Below are 21,866 nucleotides of genomic sequence, written 5' to 3' on the forward strand. Positions count from 1 at the left end.
GTAACACGAAAATAAAATCATTCCCACAAGGACCGCTACGCGATTCTCATATATCCTCGCAATATCGTTACTGCATTTCCAGAAAGCTTAACGTGCTCAGTGCTTAACAACTCTGTATGGACGACCCCACTTCTCTTGGAGGCTTGGAAGCCTTTCAGTTGCTTTTTGTTGAGCTCTTTAGCCCAGTAAACACATAAAGCGCAATGTGCAGAGCCTGTAACTGGGTCCTCATTAACACCTACCCAAGGCGCGAAGTATCGAGAGACAAAATCGGCGTCAGTGCTTGATTGAGCAGTGATGACGACGCCACGGCCTTTTTGTTTAAGCAGCGCACCAAAATCAGGGTCGAGCTGTTCAAGCACAAATTCATTATTAATGACGATCAACTGCTTATTATCAAACTGACCGTAGGCGGCTACATTGGCGGCATCTAGCCCCAAGCCATGAAGTAAGTCTTTGTTAATACTAGCTCTCATATCTAAAGTTGGAGCAGGAAACACCAAATGAATTTCTTCATGATCGAGTTGTGCAGTTAAAACCCCGGATAGCGTAACGAACTCAATCGTATCTCCAGTATTATATAACCCCTGCTCTTTCAGAACGTGCGCCGTTGCAAGTGTGCCGTGTCCACACAAAGCAACTTCCGTCCTCGGTGTAAACCAACGAAGTTGCATTGTACTGAGTGACAGAAATGCCGTTTCAGATAACGACATCTCGGCCGCGATGGCCAACATCGTTTCCTCATCAAGGCTTGACTCTGTGATACAAACACCCGCGGGATTACCTTTGAAAACCTCTGATGTAAACGAGTCAACCTGAAAAATTTTAACTTCCACGAAATATCCTTAAGTTCTATCAAACACGTAATTCTGTATCACGTGATTTTTAATATCTGTTTGAGCGAAAAAACCTATGAAATTTTCTACCAACCTTATAGGTCTTGTTGGAAGCGCTAACAAACAGGAGAATGTAGTTAATTATGCAAAACGTAAAAAGCCATCATCAATGTGACTCAATTGGATATCTTATCGGAGTTTTCGGCGTTTCTTTAGTTCTAATATGGATTGGTATTTATAAATTCACACCTACAGAGGCCAAGCTTATACAACCGCTCGTTGAAAATCATTTTCTGATGAGTTGGTTGTATGATGTGATGTCAGTTCAAACCGTATCAAACATCATTGGCGCAACAGAAATCATTGTCGCTATTGGATTAATCGTTGGCCTTAAAAACACACGAGTCGCTTATTTTTCTGGCATAGCCGCCGCAATTATTTTTCTTGCGACACTCAGCTTTCTAATTACGACACCGAATACATGGAAAGTGTCTGATGGGGTTTTGGTGACAAACTTCTTTTTAGTAAAAGATATTCTATTTTTAGCCATTGCGATTAGCGTCATCGAACGAAACAACCCAAACAGAGAATAACTCTAAATAGTTCGAAATCTTGTTTTTCCAGAACGTAGCCTGAAAGGTGCAAACGACTTACAAGTCGAATGGTTCTGTCAATAACTCTAAACAAAGACTCTTAAATTTAGAATGTTTAAGAGTCTTTGCCTTCTAATGATGCGAAACAACATCCTAGCGTAAAGTGAAAAGAAAAGCCTTTTACTCTACTGCTAAGGTTTATTGATACTTTGCCGAAGTAATGAACTCACCGAATGTCTCGCACCATACAACAACCGTATTGTATTCAGAAATTGAAGTGCTTTGAGGAACCTCAACAACGAAGTTATCGAACGTTTTGACATCACCAATTAAGCTCATCTCAGATTTAAGGTCATTAAACTCTTGTTCCGTTTCGACAAACTTAGGAGATAGATAGAGTTTATAGTCTGGTCCGGGAGCGAGTTTTCCTACCAACGTAATGACTTCAGAACTCAAATGAATTTCTCCCTCTCCCCAATGAAAAGCGTCGCTACCTTTGAGTTCCCTCTTAAACACTGCGCTGTATTCTGCACCTTGCTTGCTCTTAGCAACTTGTTCATCGGTCGGCGCAGGTGGTGCAATAAGGATCGGTAAAGTATAGATACCTATCGCAATGCCAATAGAAACTGCCACTAAGTGACTGATTGTTAATTTAATTATATTTTTCAAGGTCATAAGCATCTTCTTATTAGTTTTACTACTTGAAATTAGATTCAAATCGGCCTTATCTGTCTATTATCGAGCAGCATAATGTCATTAACATTATACACAAGCTATGTGCACTAAATGCAGACTGAGCGCAATTAAAAACGGCTGATAATTAATATCAGCCGTTTGCTTATCGGAAATGTCGTTGTGCCGGTTTGGTCACTATTCCGCTTCCACCAAAGCGATCTTATCGGATGTCGATTTTTCCAATTTTATCGCAATAAACTTGGAGGTTGGCGTAAATGTTCTATCCCCATAACTATCTAAAGGAACCAATGGGTTTGTTTCTGGATAGTAAGCCGCCGCCTGGCCTGCTGGTACATCATAGGCAACAAGCGTAAATCCGCTCACACGGCGCTCAACGCCATCTTCCCATAATGACACCATGTCCACTTTGTCGCCTGGTTCAAAACCGAGTTTACGAATATCCGCTTCATTGATAAACAGCACTTCGCGCATACCAAATACTCCACGATAACGGTCATTCAAGCCGTAAAGTGTCGTATTGTATTGGTCGTGTGAGCGCATGGTTTGCAAGATCAAATCTGGCTTTTGGCCTTTTTCGAGTATCGCTTCGCTGATCAACTGCTTCGGCAACTCGCTAGAGCTGAACTGTGCTTTGCCGCTTGGTGTATTCCATCGACGCTCAGCAGCTGGGTTTACCAAGTGGAATCCACCCGGGTGTTTAAGCTTATGGTTAAAGTCGGTAAAGCCCGGAATCGTGTCGGCAATCAAATCGCGAATACGGTCGTAATCTTCAATCACCCACAACCAATCAATTGGTTTTGCCCCGAGTGTAGCATTGGCAATACCGGCAATAATCGCTGGTTCTGAACGCAAATGCTCCGAACGCGGTTTTAGCTGACCAAATGAAATATGTACCATGCTGAAGGTATCTTCAACCGTCACGCCTTGTGGGCCAGTCGCTTGCTGATCAATCTCGGTACGGCCTAAGCATGGAAGAATAAGCGCATCTTTACCTGTGACAAGGTGAGAACGATTTAACTTCGTCGAAATGTGTACGGTTAAATTACAGTTTCGCATCGCGTTGTGCGTACGTTCTGTGTCTGGCGTTGCTTGTGCAAAGTTACCGCCCAAACCGATAAATACTTTCGCTTGCCCTTCTTCCATCGCTTTAATGGCTTGCACAGTGTTGTGGCCTTCACCACGCGGGACGTCAAAGTTAAATCGACTTTCAATGCGATCCAACAACAGATCTGAAGGTTTTTCATCAATGCCCATCGTACGGTCGCCCTGAACGTTACTGTGACCTCGCACAGGTGAAAGACCCGCGCCCGGCTTACCAACGTTACCTCGTAACATTTGCACGTTTGCGACTTCTTTAATGGTTGGCACAGAGTGACGATGCTGAGTCAACCCCATCGCCCAACACATGATCACACGTTCTGCACGTCGATACATGCTCGCCACCATCTCGATTTCACTTAAATCAAGACCCGATTGTTCCGCGATGTGTTCCCAAGAGGTTGCGTCCACTTCAGCCAAATACTTATCAATACCTGTTGTGTGTTGCTTGATGAATTCACGATCAAATACCGCTTTGCCACCGATTTGCAATGCCTCGCGTTCCCATTGCAACAAGAATTTCGCGATGCCACGAAATACTGCCATGTCTCCGCCCAAAGCAGGACGCAGGTACGCCGTGTTTGTAGGCTCTGAGCCGTTACTCAACATCTCAATCGGCATTTGTGGGTTTTGGAAACGCTCTAATCCGCGCTCTTTGAGCGGGTTTAGACAGATAACCTGTGCACCACGTTTTACCGCTTCGCGCAGAGGTTCAAGCATTCGTGGGTGGTTCGTGCCCGGGTTTTGACCAATCACGAAAATCGCATCAGCTTCTTCAAAATCATCAAAGATCACTGTGCCTTTACCAACGCCAATGGTGTCTTTCATCCCTATTGCACTGGCTTCGTGACACATGTTGGAACAATCTGGAAAGTTATTGGTACCGAATGCGCGCACAAATAGCTGATACAAAAACGCCGCTTCGTTGCTTGCACGACCAGAGGTATAAAACTCAGCTTGGTGTGGTGAATCCAATTGATTGAGATGTTTCGCGACAAGTGCAAAAGCCTCATCCCAAGAGACTGGAACATAGTGATCGGATTCAGCATCGTATCGCATTGGGTGCGTGATACGGCCTTGGTATTCCAACCAGTAATCGGTTTGCGTTGAGAGAGATGAAACGCTGTGATTGGCAAAAAACTCAGGGTCAACCAGACGATTGGTCGCCTCCCAGTTTACCGCTTTCGCGCCATTCTCACAGAAATTGACTTTACCACTATCTGGCGACTCACCCCATGCACATCCCGGACAATCGAAACCGCCATTTTGGTTGGTTTTGAGCATAGTGCGAATGTTTTTAACTGCATTTTCACTGCCCCACCAACTTCTGGTTACGGCTTTCAGTGCACCCCAACCACCAGCTGGACCTTTGTATGCTTTTATTTGTTCTTTTTGGCTCACGACTTTACTCCTCGCAGATATACCAGCAAGCAGGGTGCCCGTGAAAACAAGCGCGTTATTTATTGAGATAATGCGGAAGTATTGAAGGGCTTAGTTTCTAATCCATGTATTTTTTAATCCAAATAAGTAACCACTCAACATGCTCTCGCTTGTCCGAGCGTTTACTTATCTAGATTCTTGATATCGGATACCCGCCTACTGTTTCTAAGACTGGTAGATTCAATTCGCATTGTTGCGTCTTGATCTAAATCAAAGATTAAGTCGTTATTCAATATGCGTCCAATTGATAATCCTGACCGAGTGATAAACAAAATCTATGACGAATTTTTCCACTGTCCACTGACGGTCATAACATTTTTAATCAATACAATTTATGAGGTTAATCGTTTTCCCATCCGATTCCACCTAGTTCGCTTGACGAGCTCAATAAAATCGGTACTCTTGATAATAGATAATATCTATCACACTATAGATACTTTAAATTTGACCCTAATTAATATCAGGAATAGCCTTGATTCAGATCAATTTTGAGTGTGGTTTTATTCTTGACTTGGTTTTGGTTTTTCATTCCCCAGTTAAAACGCTCCAGCGCTTAAAAAGTACGGTAGTGCTGTGCCCTTTTTAGGGAGTTCCCCCGTACATGTGACTCACAACGCAAGGTTAACAAGCCATTATGGATATCAAACAACTTAAATATCTCATCGCACTTGAACAGACCAAACACTTTGGTCAAGCCGCCGCATTGTGCCACATTACGCAGCCTACTTTGTCCATGAGAATCCGAAGCTTAGAGGAAGAGCTCGATCTCGAATTAATCCAAAGAAGTCAAAGATTTGAAGGATTTACTGAAGCCGGAGAACGCATTTTAGCTTGGGCAAAAACCGTCTTAGCAGCTCATGATGGATTGCAAGCCGAAGCCGCCAACTGCCGTGGTCAGTTGGTAGGCTCTCTTCGGCTTGGAATGGTGCCACTCGCCAGCCAAAACCCTATGCAATTGCTCAAACCATTAGCTCAACAGTTCCCTGAGTTACGCTTTCAAATACTCTCCATGACGACCGAACAGATCATAGACCAACTCAATCGCAATCAACTTGATTTGGGGATGTGTTATGTCGATCAAGTCAACACCGCTTACTTCGATGTTATCGAACTAGATTCAACCAAACTTGGCGTTTTATTCGATGAGCGTCATTTTGATTTTGCCGAATCTGAAGTGTTGTGGGAGTCACTCAATAACATTCCGCTAGGGCTGCTTTCGAAGGGCATGCACTATCGCCACTCCATTGATCTTAGCTTTGTGAGTAAAGGGCTGGTTCCGCAAACCGTCATTGAAAGTAACTCCACCTTTCACTTGATCCAAGCAGTAGCCAGTGGCCTTTGTTGCGCAATTATGCCGCTGAATTGTGGATTGGAAGAGTTGAACGATACGCTTCGCATTATCCCTATCGAAGAAGCCGCCGTTCACGCCCCGCTAGGTTTGTTAAAGCGAAAACAAGAACCCTTCTCCGCGCTAACCGATCAGTGCTTCGCAGAAGCAAAAACCATATTCAATCGATAACAAGAATCCACACGTCAATTTTTGGCATACATAACGGCTTATGAGGTGATTTCATGAGATGTACTACTCAATCTTATTTTGAACTGTCCGATTTCAATCAAGCACCACCTCAACCAAGTGCGTTCAATTACCGAGAATTGATTGATGGCCGCCCAGTGCAACAAATGTCGCTGGCGAGTGAATCCGCCTTAGCTATCAGCTATAACGGCATTAGCCAAGCGGTCATGATGGTGACGCCAGGCCATCTGGAAGACTTCGTGAAAGGATTTAGCCTAAGCACAGGCATCGTCCACGATTTCAAAGAGATTAAAGACATTGAAATTGGTGGCGATCACGAATCTCACTATGCGGAAGTGGAAATCAGCAACCGCGCTTTCTGGGCGTTAAAAACACAGCGCCGAAATCTTGCCGGCACAACCGGATGCGGCATTTGTGGTGTAGAGGCTCTGGAACAAGCTTTGCCTGATTTGGCACCGCTAACACCGTCTCTTCCTCCGCGCTCCGATGTATTCGAAGGGCTGCGAGACAAAGTCGCACTGCATCAAGAAGCCGCACGTGAATCTGGCGCGCTACACGCCGCTTTATTTTCAGATTTACAAGGCAACATCAAGTTGTGCCGAGAGGACATCGGCCGTCACAACGCGCTAGATAAGTTGATTGGCGCATTGGCCAACAATCACATCGAACCTAAAAGTGGCTTCGCAATCATGACAAGCCGTTGCAGCTTGGAGTTGATCCACAAAGCCGTTCGCGCGCGTATCCCCACTCTGGTTTGCTTATCTGCGCCTACAGCGTTAACTGTCGAATGGGCAAGAAGAAACCATTTGAACCTAATTCACTTGCCAAAACACGGCTCGCCGCGTCTATACAGCCCCGCGCCTTAACACGTCAACCTAATCGAATTCCTAATATTTCTAACGGAGACCTCTGGGTCTCTGTTGTTTGCTTCTCGTTCCCAATTGATACTTAGCGACAAGACACTATTCTCTCCAACCAAACGTGCTCACCCCTTGTCAGCACTAAGCTTGCGTATATTAACCTGCTTGCATTTGAACGCTTTCCAACCCGATAAGAACCCTGTCAAAAACCCATAAATTAGTAAGGATTTTGTGTGACTCTTTTCACGCTTTTCCGCCTTCCTAGGCATTTCTAGGAATTTTTCCTAGCCGATCTAGGCAACCATCTCATGTGCCTTACAAAACCACTCTCTAGAATTCCGCTCAGTCAAAGGTAACAAGAGCGCATAACGGCCGCCGTTGTGTTTCTAAAACAATTACAAGAGAGTTCATCATGTTAAAATTCCTCGAACAGGTGCGGAAGCCGACCCTCGATCTTCCTGTCGAAGTTAGAAGAAAGATGTGGTTTAAACCGTTCATCCAATCTTACTTGGTCGTATTTATCGGCTACCTAACCATGTACTTGATTCGTAAGAACTTCAATGTCGCGCAAAACGACATGATCTCAACTTACGGTTTGAGCATGACAGACCTAGGTCTTATTGGCCTTGGCTTCTCCATCACATACGGCATCGGTAAAACCGTTGTGTCTTACTACGCTGACGGTAAGAACACCAAGCAATTCCTCCCTTTTATGCTGATCCTTTCTGGTCTTGCAATGCTTGGTTTCAGCTTCAGCATGGGCGGCGGTAGTGCAAGCCTGTTCTTGATGGTGGCTTTCTACGCTCTGAGTGGTTTCTTACAAAGTACTGGTGGCCCTTCTAGTTACTCAACCATTACAAAATGGACACCTCGTAACAAACGCGGCTCTTACCTAGGCTTGTGGAACATGTCACACAACGTTGGTGGTGCGGGCGCAGCGGGTGTTGCTCTTTTCGGTGCCAACTACCTATTCGACGGACACGTAATCGGCATGTTCGTGTTCCCTTCTATCATCGCGATCATCGTTGGTTTTATCGGTATGCGCTTTGGTAGCGACTCTCCAGAAGCTTACGGTCTAGGTAAAGTAGAAGAACTTTTCGATGAAGCAGTGAGTGAAGAAGACACCGCCGCTGAAGAAAACCAGATGACCAAAAAAGAAATCTTTGTTGAATACGTTCTTAAAAACAAAGTTATCTGGCTACTTTGCTTTGCCAACATCTTCCTTTACATCGTGCGTATTGGTATCGACCAATGGTCAACGGTATACGCGTACCAAGAGCTTGGTCTGTCAAAAGAAACGGCAATCTCTGGCTTTACTCTGTTCGAAGTCGGTGCGCTTGTGGGTACTTTGATGTGGGGTTACTTATCTGACCTAGCAAACGGTCGCCGCGCATTGGTTGCTTGTGTGTCTCTTGGTTTGATCATCGTATCGCTTGAGTTCTACCAACACGCCACTAACGAGTTCATGTACTTAGCCTCTCTATTTGTATTGGGCTTCTTGGTGTTTGGTCCGCAACTTCTTATCGGTGTTGCCGCGGTTGGTTTTGTCCCTAAAAAGGCAATCAGTGTGGCTGACGGCGTAAAAGGTACATTCGCTTACCTAATCGGCGATAGCTTTGCAAAACTAGGCTTGGGTATGATTGCAGACGGTACACCTATCTTCGGCTTAACAGGTTGGAAAGGTACCTTCGCAGCCCTAGATACCTCCGCCATGATTTGTATTGTTTTGCTTGCTTTCGTCGCTATTGCGGAAGAGAAGAAGATTCGACACGCGAAGAAACTTCAACTTGCACAAGACCAAGCCTAACTTCTCTGCGCGCTTTACTTCGGTAAAGCGCGCAAGATCATTAAAAAGCATGGTTCAATTCAGTATCATTAAAGATTTTTCTATTGGCTCCTGTTGGAGCTTATTGTTGTTAGTCGTCTGCTCTATTTGGTTGTAATAATGATTCATGTTGCTCTAGTTGATGATCACGTCATCGTGCGTTCGGGTTTCGCACAATTATTAAATTTAGAAAGTGATATTACCGTTGTTGGTGAGTTCGGCTCTGCCGCAGAAGCACGCACAGGCTTGCCTGCAGTACACCCACACGTCGTCATCCTAGATATTTCCATGCCAGATGAAAGCGGCTTAAACTTTCTTAGCGAAATACCAACTGGCATTGCCTGCGTGATGCTTAGCGTGCATGACTCCCCTGCGATGGTGGAAAAATCACTAAAGCTAGGAGCAAAAGGCTATCTTAGTAAACGCTGTAGCCCAGACGAACTTATTCAAGCCGTGAGAACCAGTGCTTCTGGTGGCTGTTACCTCACATCAGATATTGCACTTAAACTTGCAACGCCTAGCGACAACACCACCTCTCTATGCCAACTGACAAAACGTGAAAACGAGGTATGTCAGCTACTTGCCACTGGGTTGGATGTAAAGTCTGTCGCGGCAGAGCTTGGCTTGAGCCACAAGACTGTGCATGTTCATCGTGCGAATGCCATCGACAAACTCGGCGTGAAAAACAACGTTGAGCTCGCCAAACTATTTTCTCAAGAGTCCTTTTAATGCGAGCTTATGCTGTTACCACCATTTGCGGACTTTTTGTTATGGCTTGCGCCTGGTTCTGCTTATGGGTGATTGCCTATTACTTTGTCAATGATCCCGAGCTGGCGATCTTATTGTTTCCTTTCGCTTTACGATTAGGTGTCGCCCTTCACACTCGCACCGCTTATTGGCCGACGATTTACCTTTCGGAGTGGGGACTTTCCATCGCACTTGCGATCTTACTGGGTCAACCGCAGTGGCTTACCGTGCTGATTGCGAGCATTGCCAGTATCCCGGTCACACTGATTGCGAAAAAATACTACTACGGTGACCAAAACCGCCACTTAGCCGTCATGGGCATTGTGATCATCATTACCGCCTTCATCAACGTAATGGCGGTCGGATTTCACGTGCCTTCTGTTTACATGGTATGGCTGGCTAGCATTTCTGGAGGCTTGCTCGTGGTGCCTATGTGCTACCTGTTGTGGAGCTATTTGTTCCAAAGTCGTTGGTCTCCGCTTAGCTCTCTCCTACTTAGTAATGCCGTTGTATTTCAGGTACGTCATATCGTGCTTTATGCGCTGCTTTTGATCGGCAGTATTTTGGTGCAAACCAGCTTGCCTGAAGAGCTAAAACGATTTGCGCCATTTTGTATGGCGATTCCAATCATCGTGCTTGCTCTGCGTTACGGCTGGCAAGGTGCTCTGCTCGCCACCATGCTCAACAGCATAGCGCTGATTGCGGCTCGCAGCGGCGTATCAAATCTAGAAATCACCGATTTGTTATTATCTCTCTCGGCGCAAACCATCACCGGCATTATGCTCGGCTTAGGGGTTCAGAAACAAAAAGACCTCAATCACAAACTGCGCGGCGAACTTGCACGCAATCAGAATTTGTCTCGCCAGCTTATCAAAGCGGAAGAATCGGTAAGACGCGATATTGCGCGCGAGCTACATGACGAAATCGGCCAGAACATCACGGCAATCCGCACACAAGCCAACATCATTAAGCGGGTAAATAACGCAGAAACACGCGTTGGTTGCGCCGACATGATTGAAGGGCTTTCCCTCAACGTGTACGACACTACTAAGCGACTGTTAAGCAAGCTAAGACCCAAAATGCTGGATGATTTGGACTTGAAAGAATCCGTCGAGCAACTGACGCGAGAAATGGAATTCGCCAATCACGGAACGACTGTTCAACTGAACTGGCAAGGCGATTACACAAGCCTGAGTGACACACTCAAAGTAACCCTATTCCGTTTATGCCAAGAGTCATTAAATAACGCTGCCAAGTACGCAGAAGCGCAGTTGATCAATATTGAACTGACAATTGGAGAAACGGCGGTGTCATTGATGATTCACGATGATGGTGTCGGTTTCAAAGTTCAGGACAGCATGAAAGGCATGGGCGTTCGCGGCATGCAAGAGCGTGTGCACGCGTTAGGTGGAAAAATGGTTATCTACTCCACCAGCGATCAAGTGATCGGCACACAAATCAGCATTACTTTACCTAAGGTGTAACTCAAGATGTTTGGATTTTTACGTTCACCTAAATTTACTCAACCGAGTCTAAGCAACGAGCAAATCGACCAGCGTTACCGCCATTGGCGTTTGCACATTATGTTGGGGATGTACATCGGCTACGCAGGTTTCTACTTTACCCGTAAGACCTTTAACTACGCCGCACCAGCGATGATTACCGATCTTGGCTTAGATAAAGGCGATTTGGGTCTTATCGGTACGCTTTTCTACATCACCTACGGCTGCTCGAAGTTTATTTCTGGCACGATTTCGGATCGCTCTAATCCTCGTTATTTCATGGGATTAGGATTGATTGCGACAGGTCTGGTCAACATCGCGTTCGGCTTTTCTAGCTCACTCGCGGCTTTCATTACTCTGTGGATCTTAAACGCGTGGTTCCAAGGCTGGGGCTGGCCTTCATGCTCGAAGCTGTTAACCACTTGGTATTCACGCTCCGAGCGTGGCTTCTTATGGGCCATTTGGAACACCGCACACAACGTTGGTGGCGCGCTGATCCCTATTTTGGTGGGCTATTTAACGTTGCACTACAGCTGGCGTGAAGGTTTTATTCTACCCGGCATCATCGGGGTATTACTCGGTCTATTCGTTTGTTGGCGATTGCGCGACAAACCCACAACAATGGGTTTACCAAGTGTCGGCCAATGGCGCAACGACGCACTAGAACTTGCGCAAGAAAATTACGGACGTGGCCTCACCTACCGCGAAATTCTGAAATCGTACGTATTTAACAACAAATACATCTGGCTGCTCGCGTTCAGTTATGTGTTGGTTTACATCGTCCGAACCGCAATCAATGACTGGGGAAACCTGTACTTGACCGAGCAGCATCACTATAGCCTGATTAATGCCAACGCTGCTCTGTCGATGTTTGAAATCGGCGGTTTTGTTGGGTCATTGGTTGCGGGTTGGGGCTCAGACAAACTCTTTGGCGGTAACCGTGGGCCAATGAACTTGCTGTTCGCGATTGGGATTTTCTTATCTGTCTCTGCGCTTTGGCTAATGCCTCTGACCAACTTTGCATTCCAAGCCGCGGGATTGTTCTCCATCGGCTTCTTTGTCTTTGGACCACAAATGCTGATCGGTATGGCGGCGGCGGAGTGCTCTCACAAAGATTCTGCCGGCGCGGCAACAGGATTCGTGGGCTTGTTCGCCTACATGGGCGCAGCATTGTCTGGTTATCCACTGGCGTTAATTCTTGAAGAATATCATTGGACGGGTTTCTTCATCACCATTTCAGTTTGTGCAGCCGTCATTGGCCTTTTGTTGCTGCCATTTTTGCAAGCGCAACCATCACGAAAACCACTCGAACCAAAGCCTCGGTTGTAAATCGACTTATCGCCCTTCGGGCAAATTGGCGAGTGACCTAACCGCGCTCGCCCTCCTTATTTAACGTATCTCTGCTCAATTTTTCTTCCGATTCAGTTCGGAGGGTTAACTATGGGAAAAATTCATGAATTTGAACACTATTTCATCGCATAGCTTCTTTCAAATGAACAACAAAATCCAAAACTACGCTTGGGGAAGCACCTCTTCTATTCACGATTTGTTTGGCTTTTCTAACGAAACGAATGAGCCTCAAGCAGAAGTATGGATGGGTACTCACCCAAACGGCTGCTCTGAAGTTCAGGTTGAGCAAAACACGCTGCCTTTGTCTGAACTGATCAAACAAAACCAACCCGCTTATTTATCAGCAGAAACCGCAGCAAAATTTGGCGACCTGCCCTTTCTGTTTAAAATCTTAGCGGCCGAACACGCACTGTCGATTCAAGTGCACCCAAGCAAGCAAGATGCCGAAATAGGCTTCGAAAAAGAACAAAGTGCCGGGATCCCACTAAACGCGAGCCATCGTAACTACAAGGATCCAAACCATAAACCTGAGTTGGTGTACGCGCTGACAAGTTACCAAGCCATGAACGGTTTTCGCTCGTATGCCGAGATTATTGAGGCATTTGGCCTTTGCGATATCGATGAGCTACGCACACCGCTAGATGCATTCAAACGCGAAATCAACTCACAAGGTTTACGCGATTTCTTTGTGCACATTCTGACCATGGAAGGAAAAACAAAAGAGCGTGCACTGAAACAGCTTCTTGCCCACGCTTCACGTCAATCGGAGCAAGGCACTGACAGCGACGTTTTCCAACTCATCTTGGATCTATCCACTCAATACCCCGGCGACGTCGGCTTGTTTGCACCATTGCTGTTGAATGTCATCACGCTGCAACCTGGCGAAGCGATGTTCCTGAGCGCAAGAACGCCACACGCTTACATTAAAGGAACGGGATTAGAGATCATGGCGAACTCAGATAATGTTTTGCGTGCAGGACTCACTCCGAAACATATGGATGTTGAAGAACTGGTTAAATGCACAGATTTTGTGCCTAAGCCGTTTAACAGCCTTGTTCTTAAACCCAATGCCAATGGTTGCCAAAGCCTTTATCCGGTCCCAGTGGCAGACTTTAGTTTCAGCATTCTTAACCAACCGAACAATGAAGTGGTTGATGCCAATAGCGCAGAGATTTTGATGGCGATTGATGCCGACCTGACACTCATCAGTGATAACGGTGAGACGTTAACCGCCGCGAAAGGACAATCTGTATTTGTTCCTGCTTACGTTGGCCATTACCGTATTCAAAGTGCGGGACGTGTGGCTCGCGCCTTCAACTAGTTTTTGAACAACCGATTCAAACTAACGTCTGACCCAAGGGACTGGGTTAGACAATTTATTCCTTTTATAGATTGAACCATTCCGCTTTTAAGGCGCTCGTGCTTACACCTTGCCGAATCCAAACACCTACAGGCCAGTTTCTCTAAAAGCCATAACCTCCCGGATCTGCCATTTACTGCAACATTCATTGTCAAAACCCATTTATGTCCGGTAAATTCGTCGCTCCAATATCAAATCACTTGGATAATAAAGGCGCTTGCATAGTGGTATTTGTTGCAAAACGTATAATCAACGTTGTAATCAAAGCCTCAATCACTACAATCTCTGGTTCGATTTTTCAGTTAACGTTTGTATGCCGAAGTTAAACCAAGATAACCCTGTTCAAAGCTCCGCCCTTTGCGATATCGAAACCAGCAGTAAGATTCAATCGGCATTAGAACCGAAGTTTCACAAGCCAGAGAAACGTCTCTGCTTAAGCCCTGGCCTGTCGGATAAGCATTTGGCGCGCCGTTGGCAAGTATTGGAACACGTGACCAATAAAGATCATCTTCTTGATCCTTTCACGCAGTCACATTGCGACGCTTACTCCAACAACATCGAGCACTTCATTGGTACTGTTAATGTGCCGGTCGGCATTGCAGGCCCTTTGCGCGTCAACGGCTTGTATGCGAACGATGACTTTTTGGTTCCGCTCGCAACGACAGAAGCCGCGTTAGTCGCTTCCTACAACCGTGGCGCAAATCTTATTACCGCCGCTGGTGGCGCGAGCGCATTGTTACTAAGTGAAGGGGTGAGCCGAACACCAGTATTCGCCTTTAATCACCTTGCTGACGCCGGCCAGTTCGTCAGTTGGGTTGTGACCCAGTTTGACGTATTTCGTCAAATTGCGGAATCCACCACCTCACATGGCAAACTCAAAGACATCAATGTAAATATCGAAGGAAACCATGTTTATTTGGTCTTTGAATACGTGACTGGTGACGCTTCCGGACAAAACATGGTGACCATCGCAACAAACGAAGTGTTCCATCATATTTTGGCGACCAGCCCAATCAAACCAACTCAAGCATTCTTGGATGGCAACTTATCAGGCGACAAAAAACCAAACGCACACACACTGCGCTCGGTACGCGGTAAGAAAGTATCCGCCGAAGTGACCATTCCTGCTGAGTTGGTGGAAAAATATCTGCATACGACGCCGGAGTCTATGGTTCAATTTGGCAAAATGACTACGGTGGGTGGTTTACTCAGCGGGACAATTGGCGTCAACGCGCATTACGCAAATGCCCTTGCCGCGCTTTACATTGCTTGTGGTCAAGATGCCGCTTGCGTTGCAGAGTCTGCCATTGGAATCACTCGTATGGATGTGGACGCTCAAGGCAACTTGTACGCGTGCGTGACCTTGCCAAACATCATGGTGGGAACAGTTGGCGGTGGTACTGGCCTTCCAACGCAAAAAGCATGTTTGGATATTTTGGGTTTGCACGGCAACGGCAATGCGAAAGCGTTAGCCGAAGTCGCAGCTTCGCTTTGTCTGGCTGGCGAACTCTCGATTGTGGGCGCATTTTGTGCCGATCACTTTTCTCGTGCTCACCATAAGCTTGCCCGAAAATAACCTTTGTTGCTTTGTACAAGAGAACATCCGTGTGGTTTTCTCTTGTGCAAACCAATGGACTTTATTTATTGGCTCAATAATTTCTTGAAACTAACTTAAGCCTTAACAAACATACCAATCTCTTGTTAACAGTACTTTAGCTGTCCCCCTTCTATATCCATTGCGATACCTCTGCTTGTTACTCTTCATTGGCCATATTTAATATCAGTATCTTAGAAAAAATAGCATCAAAAAATTCTAGCACTATAGTACCAAATTCATCGTTTGAGTTTTTTGTTCACCACTTATTGCTACTATACTCGCCTATGCAGCTGCTTGATTTTCATAAATTTACTAAACAGCTCAAAAGAGCTTAATAACTCCCGTTAAATGGACTTAAATCGTTACTTCGGGTAAGCGAGTTAACTATGAGACGTCAGAAGCTAAATAAAATCTCTGCTTGGGTACTAGGATTGGCTATCTTATTGCTGAGCCATGTGTCTAATGTATCAGCACAAATACAGCAATCCCCATCCGATCAAACCGTTGCGCGTTTTCTCTATCAAACCTCTTTTGGACCAACTCCTGCGTTAATTAATGAGGTTAGGGAAAACGGGTTAGAGGATTGGATACAGAAACAAATCAACCTGCCAGCAACCTACCATCAACCACTTTATCAAACGCCTTTTTCTAAAGGCCTACAGTCAAACCGCGAAAATGCTTGGTATCAAATTGTTGTTACTGCTGAAGATCAGCTTAGGCAGCGAACGGCTTATGCACTGAGTCAGATCGTAGTCGTTTCTCGTTATGGCGGCGTTCTTTCCAGCAAACCTACAGGGTTAGTCAATTACTACGATCTGTTGGTTGAGCATGCGTTTGGCAACTACCGAGACCTGTTGTATGACGTTTCCATCCATCCAGTCATGGGGAGCTATTTGTCTATGCTCGGTAGTGCAAAAGAAAATAGTGCGACAGGAACGCTTCCCGATGAGAACTTTGCTCGAGAGTTAATGCAGTTATTCACTATCGGTTTGTATGAACTCAATTTAGATGGCAGTAAAAAGCTAAACCACGCAACAGGCAAACCTATCCCCACGTACAATCAAACTGATATTCAAGAGCTCGCGCGAGCATTAACTGGATGGAAAAATTCCGACATCGCATTCGTGAAACCGATGCGAGTTATCAATCAAAGACACGACACCGGCGAGAAGCGATTTCTAGGGAACGTGATCCCATCGGGTCTAACCGCACAAGAAGAGCTTTCAAAAGTGATTGATATGTTGATGTCTCACCCAAATGTTGCTCCATTTGTTTCAAAGTTACTTATCCAACGTTTGGTCAGTTCAAATCCAAGCCCAGAGTACGTCGCGCGTGTTGCTACGATATTTAACAACAATGGGGAAGGAGAAAAAGGCGATCTAACCGCCGTTGTTCGAGCCATATTGCTCGACCCTGAAGCATTAGGGATGACGGATACCCCGCCTATAAAAGTGAAAGAACCGATACTGGTCCTGACTAATTTTCATCGAGCATCAGGTTTTACAATTAAAGGATCACGTTACGAAGACGCAACAACGATGATGAACATCGCTAATCAAGGGCCGCTTCGTTCTCCTTCCGTGTTTAATTTTTACTCTCCAGACTATCAGCCGTCTAACGAGTTTACGGAGTCTGGTATTAACTCTCCAGAGTATGAACTTCTCAATTGGTCTGTTTATACCGATTTGGTCAACTATATGTTAACCAGCACTCGTAGAGGAGGTGGTGATTCCTACCACTTCGATCTTAACGAGTTTTATCTTCTTCTGGACGATCACCATGCCTTAGTCGAATTGGTTAACGAGCGTTTCTTTGCTGGAACGGCTTCTGCTGAATTGAAAGAGCTCATGCTCACCGCCCTGAATGATTATCGTGGGGATTATGTGCCAACAACAAAACTCGCTCTAGTGATATTTACCGCCATTTCTGGCGACGAATTCTATATTCAGGATTAGGAGTGAATTATGGATATTTCACGACGACATTTTATACAAAGCACGCTATCGATGGGCGCATTAGCCTCTCTTAGTCTGCCAGGTTACTCTCTCGCAGCGCCATCCAATGACTTTCGAGCATTAATATGTGTGTATTTAGCAGGCGGAAACGATGCATTCAACACCATACTGCCATTATCGGAGGCGCATTATCATCAATATTCCAAAGTCAGAGGGCCACTCTCTGTCGCCAAAGAAGACATACTCCCTATCAATTTGAGTGCTGTCGATAGCTCAAATCACCCAGTGAAGCTCGGCTTACACCCAAAGTTAAATGCGTTAACTTCCGTTTTCGAACAAGGCGATGCCAGCATCGTGCTCAATAGTGGCATTCTCAACCATCCCGTCACCAAACAAGCTATTGAGCAAGGTGAAGCATCACTTCCCGAGCAACTGTTTTCTCATAATTCTCAAACAGACGCTTGGTTACTTGGTGGAATGAGCGAGTCTAAAAATCTTGGTTGGGCTGGCAGAATGTTGGATGTATTAAACTCTGAATCAGAAATAACACCGCTATACAGTGTGCATGGCAACTCGCTTTGGTTACGGGCAATGGAACACCGCCAAACCGTCCTGAAAAAAGATCGCGCAGTTCAGCTTACCGCGATTGATAACCCTTTATACAAAGGTATCTATGATCGCCTTCTCTCTCATCAAACTGACAATCCATTTAATGGTCATTTTAATTTGATGGTTGATGAGTCGATGGTAATGAGCAGTGTACTGAGCGAGCAACTCAATCATATTGATGACGCGCCGCTGTTTACGTCATCGACGCTCGGCAAGCAGATGCAAACCGTGTACAAATTGATAGCAAGCCAAGATGTCCTGAAGCAGCAACGACAAGTCTTTTTCGTTAAACACTCTGGGTATGACCTGCACGATTCGCAATTGGCACGTCATCCAGTGTTACTTGAGGATCTCGCGACAAACCTTTTAGCAATGTATCGTGCGGTCGAACGGTTAGGGCTAAACAAGCAAGTCACCTCTTTCACTATGTCTGACTTCGGTCGACGGATGATGAGCAACGGAAATGGTACCGATCATGGCTGGGGTGGCCATCAACTATTAATTGGAGGCGCGGTAAATGGGAAACGACCTATCGGTACATGGCCGGAACTAATACTGGGCGGAAACGATGATTACTCTCAAGGCCGACTCATACCCAAAATTGCCGCTGATCAAGTTGGTTCAACACTAGCACAGTGGATGGGCGTGAGTGATAACGCTGCACTGGAATACGTGTTCCCGAACATCCGTAATTTTACCCATTCAAACCTGGGTTTTATGTCGTAAGATATTTTACAGGTAGCTGTAGAACACATCATCAAATAAGGGAGCCTCGCGCTCCCTTACTCATCTTATGTTTGCAAAGTGTCCGTTACACCTCGTCGCGACGGCGTTCGTTACACAGCTTAATGGCACGCTCAAGTAATTCTAGCGCGGATTGCTCACATTCAGGCAGAACCGCATCACTTTCACCAATTGGCGTTACGCGGTCACCCCATTTCAATACTGCCGCACCCCATGTCAAACCTGCACCAAACGCAGCAAGAAGCATGTTATCACCTGGGTTAACTCGACCTTGCTCTACCGCTTCACACAATGCAATTGGCACCGTCGCAGCTGAAGTATTGCCATAGTTTTGAATGTTAACAAACGCTTTGTCGTGTGGAATTCCAGACAGGTCGCACAAGGTTTGAATAATACGAATATTCGCTTGATGCGGAATCACAACATCGATTTGTTCCGTCGTTAACTGTGATGCTTTCAGTACGGTTTTCGCAGCTAGCCCCATACCTTTTACCGCACGTTTGAAAATTTCTTGTCCTACAAAGTTGAAATCCCAGTAACCGTTGTCTTCCGCAAAGCGATCCATACAAGTACCAAACTTTGGTACGGACAGAATATCGCGGCCTTTTGCGTCACAACCGATTTGAGACTGTAGTAAACCCGTTTCTTTTTCCGTTCTTGATAACACAACGGCGCCCGCACCATCACCAAATAGAACAGCGGTATCTCGCATTGCCCAATCGATGTAGAATGACAATCTTTCCGCACCAATAATGATCGCGTTACGATAGTTACCTGATTGAATCAAACGTGTGCCCGTTTCTAGGCCATAGACAAATCCCGTACATGCGGCATTTAAGTCAAAGGCAGCGGCTGCACGAATACCTAGGTTCTGCTGTACCTTAGACGCGATATTTGGAATCAATGAATCTGGTGAACAAGTCGCCACAATGATTAAATCCACGTCTGTTGCATCGACGCCTGCTCGAGCTAATGCATGTTTAGCAGCAACGGTCGCCATGTCTGACGTGTTTACATGACTAATACGGCGGTTTTCGATACCAGTGCGGGTACGAATCCACTCATCGGAAGTATCGAGGAAAGTGCTAAGATCATCGTTAGAGAGCACGGCTGGCGGAACACATTTCCCCCAACCTGTAATTTCAGCGTAGTAATTTGTCATCGCAGACCTATTTATTGTTGTATTTTAATAAAATTTCTTAGAACCTTAGGCTCAAATACAAACCTGCGCTGCGTTATTTCGGCAGGTTAAAAAATAAGTATACAAATAATGAGGCTGACTGGTAAGTCATGTTTTCATCAATACGTAATAAAGGAAGAAGTCATGTCATCGTTTAAAACTCGCTGCCCTTCGTGCGGCGGTCTAAATCGTGTCCCTAATGAGCGCGTTGCCGAATCTGCAACTTGCGGTAAATGTAAAAGTGCACTTTTAGACGGCTCGCCTATCGAAGGTACACAAGATAACTTTTCTGCTCTATTACAAAGTGATATGCCTGTTGTAGTAGATTTTTGGGCCCCATGGTGCAACCCGTGCGTTGGTTTTGCTCCTGTTTTCTCTGATGTTGCTCATGAGCAAGCCGGAACGGCTCGTTTTGTTAAGATTGATACCGAAGCTCAACAACAACTTGCGACGCAATTTGGTATTCGCAGTATTCCTACCATTATGGTTTTCAAGAATGGTCAACGCGTTGATATGATCAATGGTGCGTTACCTAAAACTCAATTCGATCAATGGTTAAATCAAGCACTTACTAAATAATCTTCCACGCCAACCTTGTTTGTAGGTTGGCGTTTTTATGCAACTTATCAACCTATCTAGTTAACAAATATTATTTATCGAAACGACTTAAATTTATCATTTTACTTGCCTAACTATTAGCCTCATATTCGCGCCGAATAACCCTTAGATTTCATTTAACTTATAGGCGCAAAACAGTGGAAAACACAGTCGTTCCTGCAGCATCACCACGAGTTACAGTTCCAGTCGTCGCACTGTCTCTTTATGCGGTGGCTTCGGGCTATTTAATGAGCTTGATCCCTCTCATGCTCGGTGAATACAACATCTCAGCAGATTACGCGAGTTGGTTGGCGAGTGTGTTTTATGGCGGCTTATTAACCGGTGCTATTTTTATTGAACGTATCGTACGTCAAGTTGGTCACCGTAACGCGTTTATTGGTTGCTTGGCCGTATTTTCGCTAACTATCGTCACACTACCCGTGTTTGCTAACGGATTGATGTGGCTTGCCGCTCGCTTTATTGCGGGTATCGCGGTTGCTGGTGTTTTTGTCATTGTTGAGTCTTGGCTAATGTCTGGAGACGAAGCATCGCGTGCGAAACGTTTGAGCTTGTACATGCTATCGCTTTATGGTGGTTCAGCATTAGGCCAGTTTGGTATTGGCGTGCTTGGCGTAAGTGGCGGCGTTCCGTTTATTGCGATCACGACGTTGATCCTAATGGCGATGCTGGTGCTAATGTTCATTGAGTGTGAGCAGCCAAACAGCCATGAATCAACCGCTTTATCATTTAAGCAAATTGCCAAACTAAACCATGCAGCAATTATTGGTTGTGTTGTTTCAGGTTTGACCTTAGGCGCGATCTACGGATTAATGCCAGTTGAGTTAACTAACCGTAAAATTAGCCATCAAGACATTGGTACATTGATGGCGCTAGTGATTCTAGGTGGCATGCTAGTTCAACCAATGGTGACTGCGTTAAACAAATATATGAGCCGCACAGTGCTAATGGCGTTTTTCTGTATTTTGGGTATTTTTTCGATCGGTATGACCTTTATTTCCTCGTCAGCCGTGGTATTGGCTGCTGCATTATTCTTTTTAGGTGCAGCTACTTTTGCCTTGTACCCGATTGCAATCAACTTAGGTTGCGAAGGACTTGATGAACGCTTTATTGTCTCTGCGACACAAGTCATGCTGTTTAGCTACAGCATCGGCTCTGTTGCTGGTCCTGTTGTCGCTGATAAATTCATGGGCCAAGAACACGGCTTGCTAGGCTACTTGTTTGCCGCTTTGGTTGCGACTGGCGTATACATGCTACTTGCTGCGAGCAAAACCAAGCAGCGTATGGCCGCTGGCCTCTAACCACGCCGCTTCTACTCAACG

General features: G+C 45.6%; 17 protein-coding genes. 13 read left to right on the forward strand and 4 right to left on the reverse strand.

Features of this window, described 5'->3' with window-relative positions; genetic code table 11:
- Window positions 1–35: 35 nt before the first annotated feature.
- The gene (locus tag R7E78_RS05730) at window positions 36–836 is read right to left on the reverse strand and encodes a PhzF family phenazine biosynthesis protein (protein WP_054575971.1); all 801 of its coding nucleotides are present in this window, start codon (window positions 834–836) and stop codon (window positions 36–38) included.
- Window positions 837–979: 143 nt separating this feature from the next.
- Between R7E78_RS05730 and R7E78_RS05735 the strand changes: the two genes are divergently transcribed.
- Window positions 980–1,429: a YkgB family protein gene (locus R7E78_RS05735; RefSeq protein WP_318057748.1), complete on the forward strand. Its 450-nt coding sequence runs from the start codon at window positions 980–982 to the stop codon at window positions 1,427–1,429.
- A gap of 198 nt (window positions 1,430–1,627) precedes the next feature.
- On the opposite strand, the gene R7E78_RS05740 is transcribed toward R7E78_RS05735, so the two are convergent.
- On the reverse strand, window positions 1,628–2,104 hold the full coding sequence (locus R7E78_RS05740) for a DM13 domain-containing protein (protein WP_005376099.1): 477 nt from the start codon (window positions 2,102–2,104) through the stop codon (window positions 1,628–1,630).
- A 195-nt stretch (window positions 2,105–2,299) separates the two neighbouring features.
- Complete coding sequence (locus R7E78_RS05745) at window positions 2,300–4,624, reverse strand: FdhF/YdeP family oxidoreductase (RefSeq protein ID WP_318057749.1); 2,325 nt, start codon at window positions 4,622–4,624, stop codon at window positions 2,300–2,302.
- 673 nt (window positions 4,625–5,297) lie between these two features.
- Here R7E78_RS05745 and R7E78_RS05750 point away from each other — a divergent pair.
- From R7E78_RS05750 to R7E78_RS05795, 10 genes are all read left to right on the forward strand, one after another.
- Window positions 5,298–6,182 carry a LysR family transcriptional regulator gene (locus tag R7E78_RS05750; RefSeq protein ID WP_318057750.1) on the forward strand — a complete coding sequence of 295 codons (885 nt, stop codon included), beginning with the start codon at window positions 5,298–5,300 and terminating at the stop codon, window positions 6,180–6,182.
- 53 nt (window positions 6,183–6,235) lie between these two features.
- Window positions 6,236–7,066 carry a formate dehydrogenase accessory sulfurtransferase FdhD gene (fdhD, locus tag R7E78_RS05755; protein WP_318057751.1) on the forward strand — a complete coding sequence of 277 codons (831 nt, stop codon included), beginning with the start codon at window positions 6,236–6,238 and terminating at the stop codon, window positions 7,064–7,066.
- 406 nt (window positions 7,067–7,472) lie between these two features.
- Window positions 7,473–8,867, forward strand: coding sequence for a hexose-6-phosphate:phosphate antiporter (gene uhpT, locus R7E78_RS05760; RefSeq protein ID WP_318057752.1), 1,395 nt, complete (start codon window positions 7,473–7,475; stop codon window positions 8,865–8,867).
- A gap of 138 nt (window positions 8,868–9,005) precedes the next feature.
- The gene (gene uhpA / locus R7E78_RS05765; protein ID WP_205461019.1) at window positions 9,006–9,614 is read left to right on the forward strand and encodes a transcriptional regulator UhpA; all 609 of its coding nucleotides are present in this window, start codon (window positions 9,006–9,008) and stop codon (window positions 9,612–9,614) included.
- Complete coding sequence (gene uhpB, locus R7E78_RS05770) at window positions 9,614–11,116, forward strand: signal transduction histidine-protein kinase/phosphatase UhpB (RefSeq protein WP_213914844.1); 1,503 nt, start codon at window positions 9,614–9,616, stop codon at window positions 11,114–11,116. Before uhpA ends, uhpB begins: the two co-directional genes overlap by 1 nt.
- Before the next feature lie 6 nt (window positions 11,117–11,122).
- Complete coding sequence (locus R7E78_RS05775) at window positions 11,123–12,463, forward strand: MFS transporter (RefSeq protein WP_005480243.1); 1,341 nt, start codon at window positions 11,123–11,125, stop codon at window positions 12,461–12,463.
- 124 nt (window positions 12,464–12,587) lie between these two features.
- Entirely contained in the window at window positions 12,588–13,805 is a 1,218-nt protein-coding gene (gene manA / locus R7E78_RS05780) for a mannose-6-phosphate isomerase, class I (RefSeq protein ID WP_318057753.1), read from the forward strand.
- Between the two features lie 352 nt (window positions 13,806–14,157).
- Window positions 14,158–15,420 carry a hydroxymethylglutaryl-CoA reductase gene (locus R7E78_RS05785; protein ID WP_318057754.1) on the forward strand — a complete coding sequence of 421 codons (1,263 nt, stop codon included), beginning with the start codon at window positions 14,158–14,160 and terminating at the stop codon, window positions 15,418–15,420.
- A 407-nt stretch (window positions 15,421–15,827) separates the two neighbouring features.
- Window positions 15,828–17,396 carry a DUF1800 domain-containing protein gene (locus tag R7E78_RS05790; RefSeq protein ID WP_318057755.1) on the forward strand — a complete coding sequence of 523 codons (1,569 nt, stop codon included), beginning with the start codon at window positions 15,828–15,830 and terminating at the stop codon, window positions 17,394–17,396.
- Between the two features lie 9 nt (window positions 17,397–17,405).
- Window positions 17,406–18,731, forward strand: a complete 1,326-nt coding sequence (locus R7E78_RS05795; RefSeq protein ID WP_238844381.1) for a DUF1501 domain-containing protein — start codon at window positions 17,406–17,408, stop codon at window positions 18,729–18,731.
- A gap of 85 nt (window positions 18,732–18,816) precedes the next feature.
- On the opposite strand, the gene R7E78_RS05800 is transcribed toward R7E78_RS05795, so the two are convergent.
- On the reverse strand, window positions 18,817–19,911 hold the full coding sequence (locus R7E78_RS05800; RefSeq protein ID WP_005387993.1) for a ketoacyl-ACP synthase III: 1,095 nt from the start codon (window positions 19,909–19,911) through the stop codon (window positions 18,817–18,819).
- A gap of 162 nt (window positions 19,912–20,073) precedes the next feature.
- Here R7E78_RS05800 and trxC point away from each other — a divergent pair, with 162 nt between their 5' ends.
- Window positions 20,074–20,508 carry a thioredoxin TrxC gene (gene trxC / locus R7E78_RS05805; RefSeq protein WP_005387991.1) on the forward strand — a complete coding sequence of 145 codons (435 nt, stop codon included), beginning with the start codon at window positions 20,074–20,076 and terminating at the stop codon, window positions 20,506–20,508.
- 176 nt (window positions 20,509–20,684) lie between these two features.
- Window positions 20,685–21,845: an MFS transporter gene (locus R7E78_RS05810; RefSeq protein ID WP_033907039.1), complete on the forward strand. Its 1,161-nt coding sequence runs from the start codon at window positions 20,685–20,687 to the stop codon at window positions 21,843–21,845.
- The last annotated feature ends 21 nt before the right edge of the window (window positions 21,846–21,866 follow it).

It is taken from the genome of Vibrio sp. YT-19(2023) (genome assembly GCF_033337395.1).

Bases quoted from the DNA above. Each gene is read 5' to 3' on its own strand.
- R7E78_RS05735 (WP_318057748.1), top strand. From the start codon at position 980: ATGCAAAACGTAAAAAGCCATCATCAATGTGACTCAATTGGATATCTT.
- R7E78_RS05740 (WP_005376099.1), bottom strand. From the start codon at position 2,104: ATGACCTTGAAAAATATAATTAAATTAACAATCAGTCACTTAGTGGCA.
- R7E78_RS05750 (WP_318057750.1), top strand. From the start codon at position 5,298: ATGGATATCAAACAACTTAAATATCTCATCGCACTTGAACAGACCAAA.
- fdhD (WP_318057751.1), top strand. From the start codon at position 6,236: ATGAGATGTACTACTCAATCTTATTTTGAACTGTCCGATTTCAATCAA.
- uhpT (WP_318057752.1), top strand. From the start codon at position 7,473: ATGTTAAAATTCCTCGAACAGGTGCGGAAGCCGACCCTCGATCTTCCT.
- uhpA (WP_205461019.1), top strand. From the start codon at position 9,006: ATGATTCATGTTGCTCTAGTTGATGATCACGTCATCGTGCGTTCGGGT.
- uhpB (WP_213914844.1), top strand. From the start codon at position 9,614: ATGCGAGCTTATGCTGTTACCACCATTTGCGGACTTTTTGTTATGGCT.
- R7E78_RS05775 (WP_005480243.1), top strand. From the start codon at position 11,123: ATGTTTGGATTTTTACGTTCACCTAAATTTACTCAACCGAGTCTAAGC.
- manA (WP_318057753.1), top strand. From the start codon at position 12,588: ATGAATTTGAACACTATTTCATCGCATAGCTTCTTTCAAATGAACAAC.
- R7E78_RS05785 (WP_318057754.1), top strand. From the start codon at position 14,158: ATGCCGAAGTTAAACCAAGATAACCCTGTTCAAAGCTCCGCCCTTTGC.
- R7E78_RS05790 (WP_318057755.1), top strand. From the start codon at position 15,828: ATGAGACGTCAGAAGCTAAATAAAATCTCTGCTTGGGTACTAGGATTG.
- R7E78_RS05795 (WP_238844381.1), top strand. From the start codon at position 17,406: ATGGATATTTCACGACGACATTTTATACAAAGCACGCTATCGATGGGC.
- R7E78_RS05800 (WP_005387993.1), bottom strand. From the start codon at position 19,911: ATGACAAATTACTACGCTGAAATTACAGGTTGGGGGAAATGTGTTCCG.
- trxC (WP_005387991.1), top strand. From the start codon at position 20,074: ATGTCATCGTTTAAAACTCGCTGCCCTTCGTGCGGCGGTCTAAATCGT.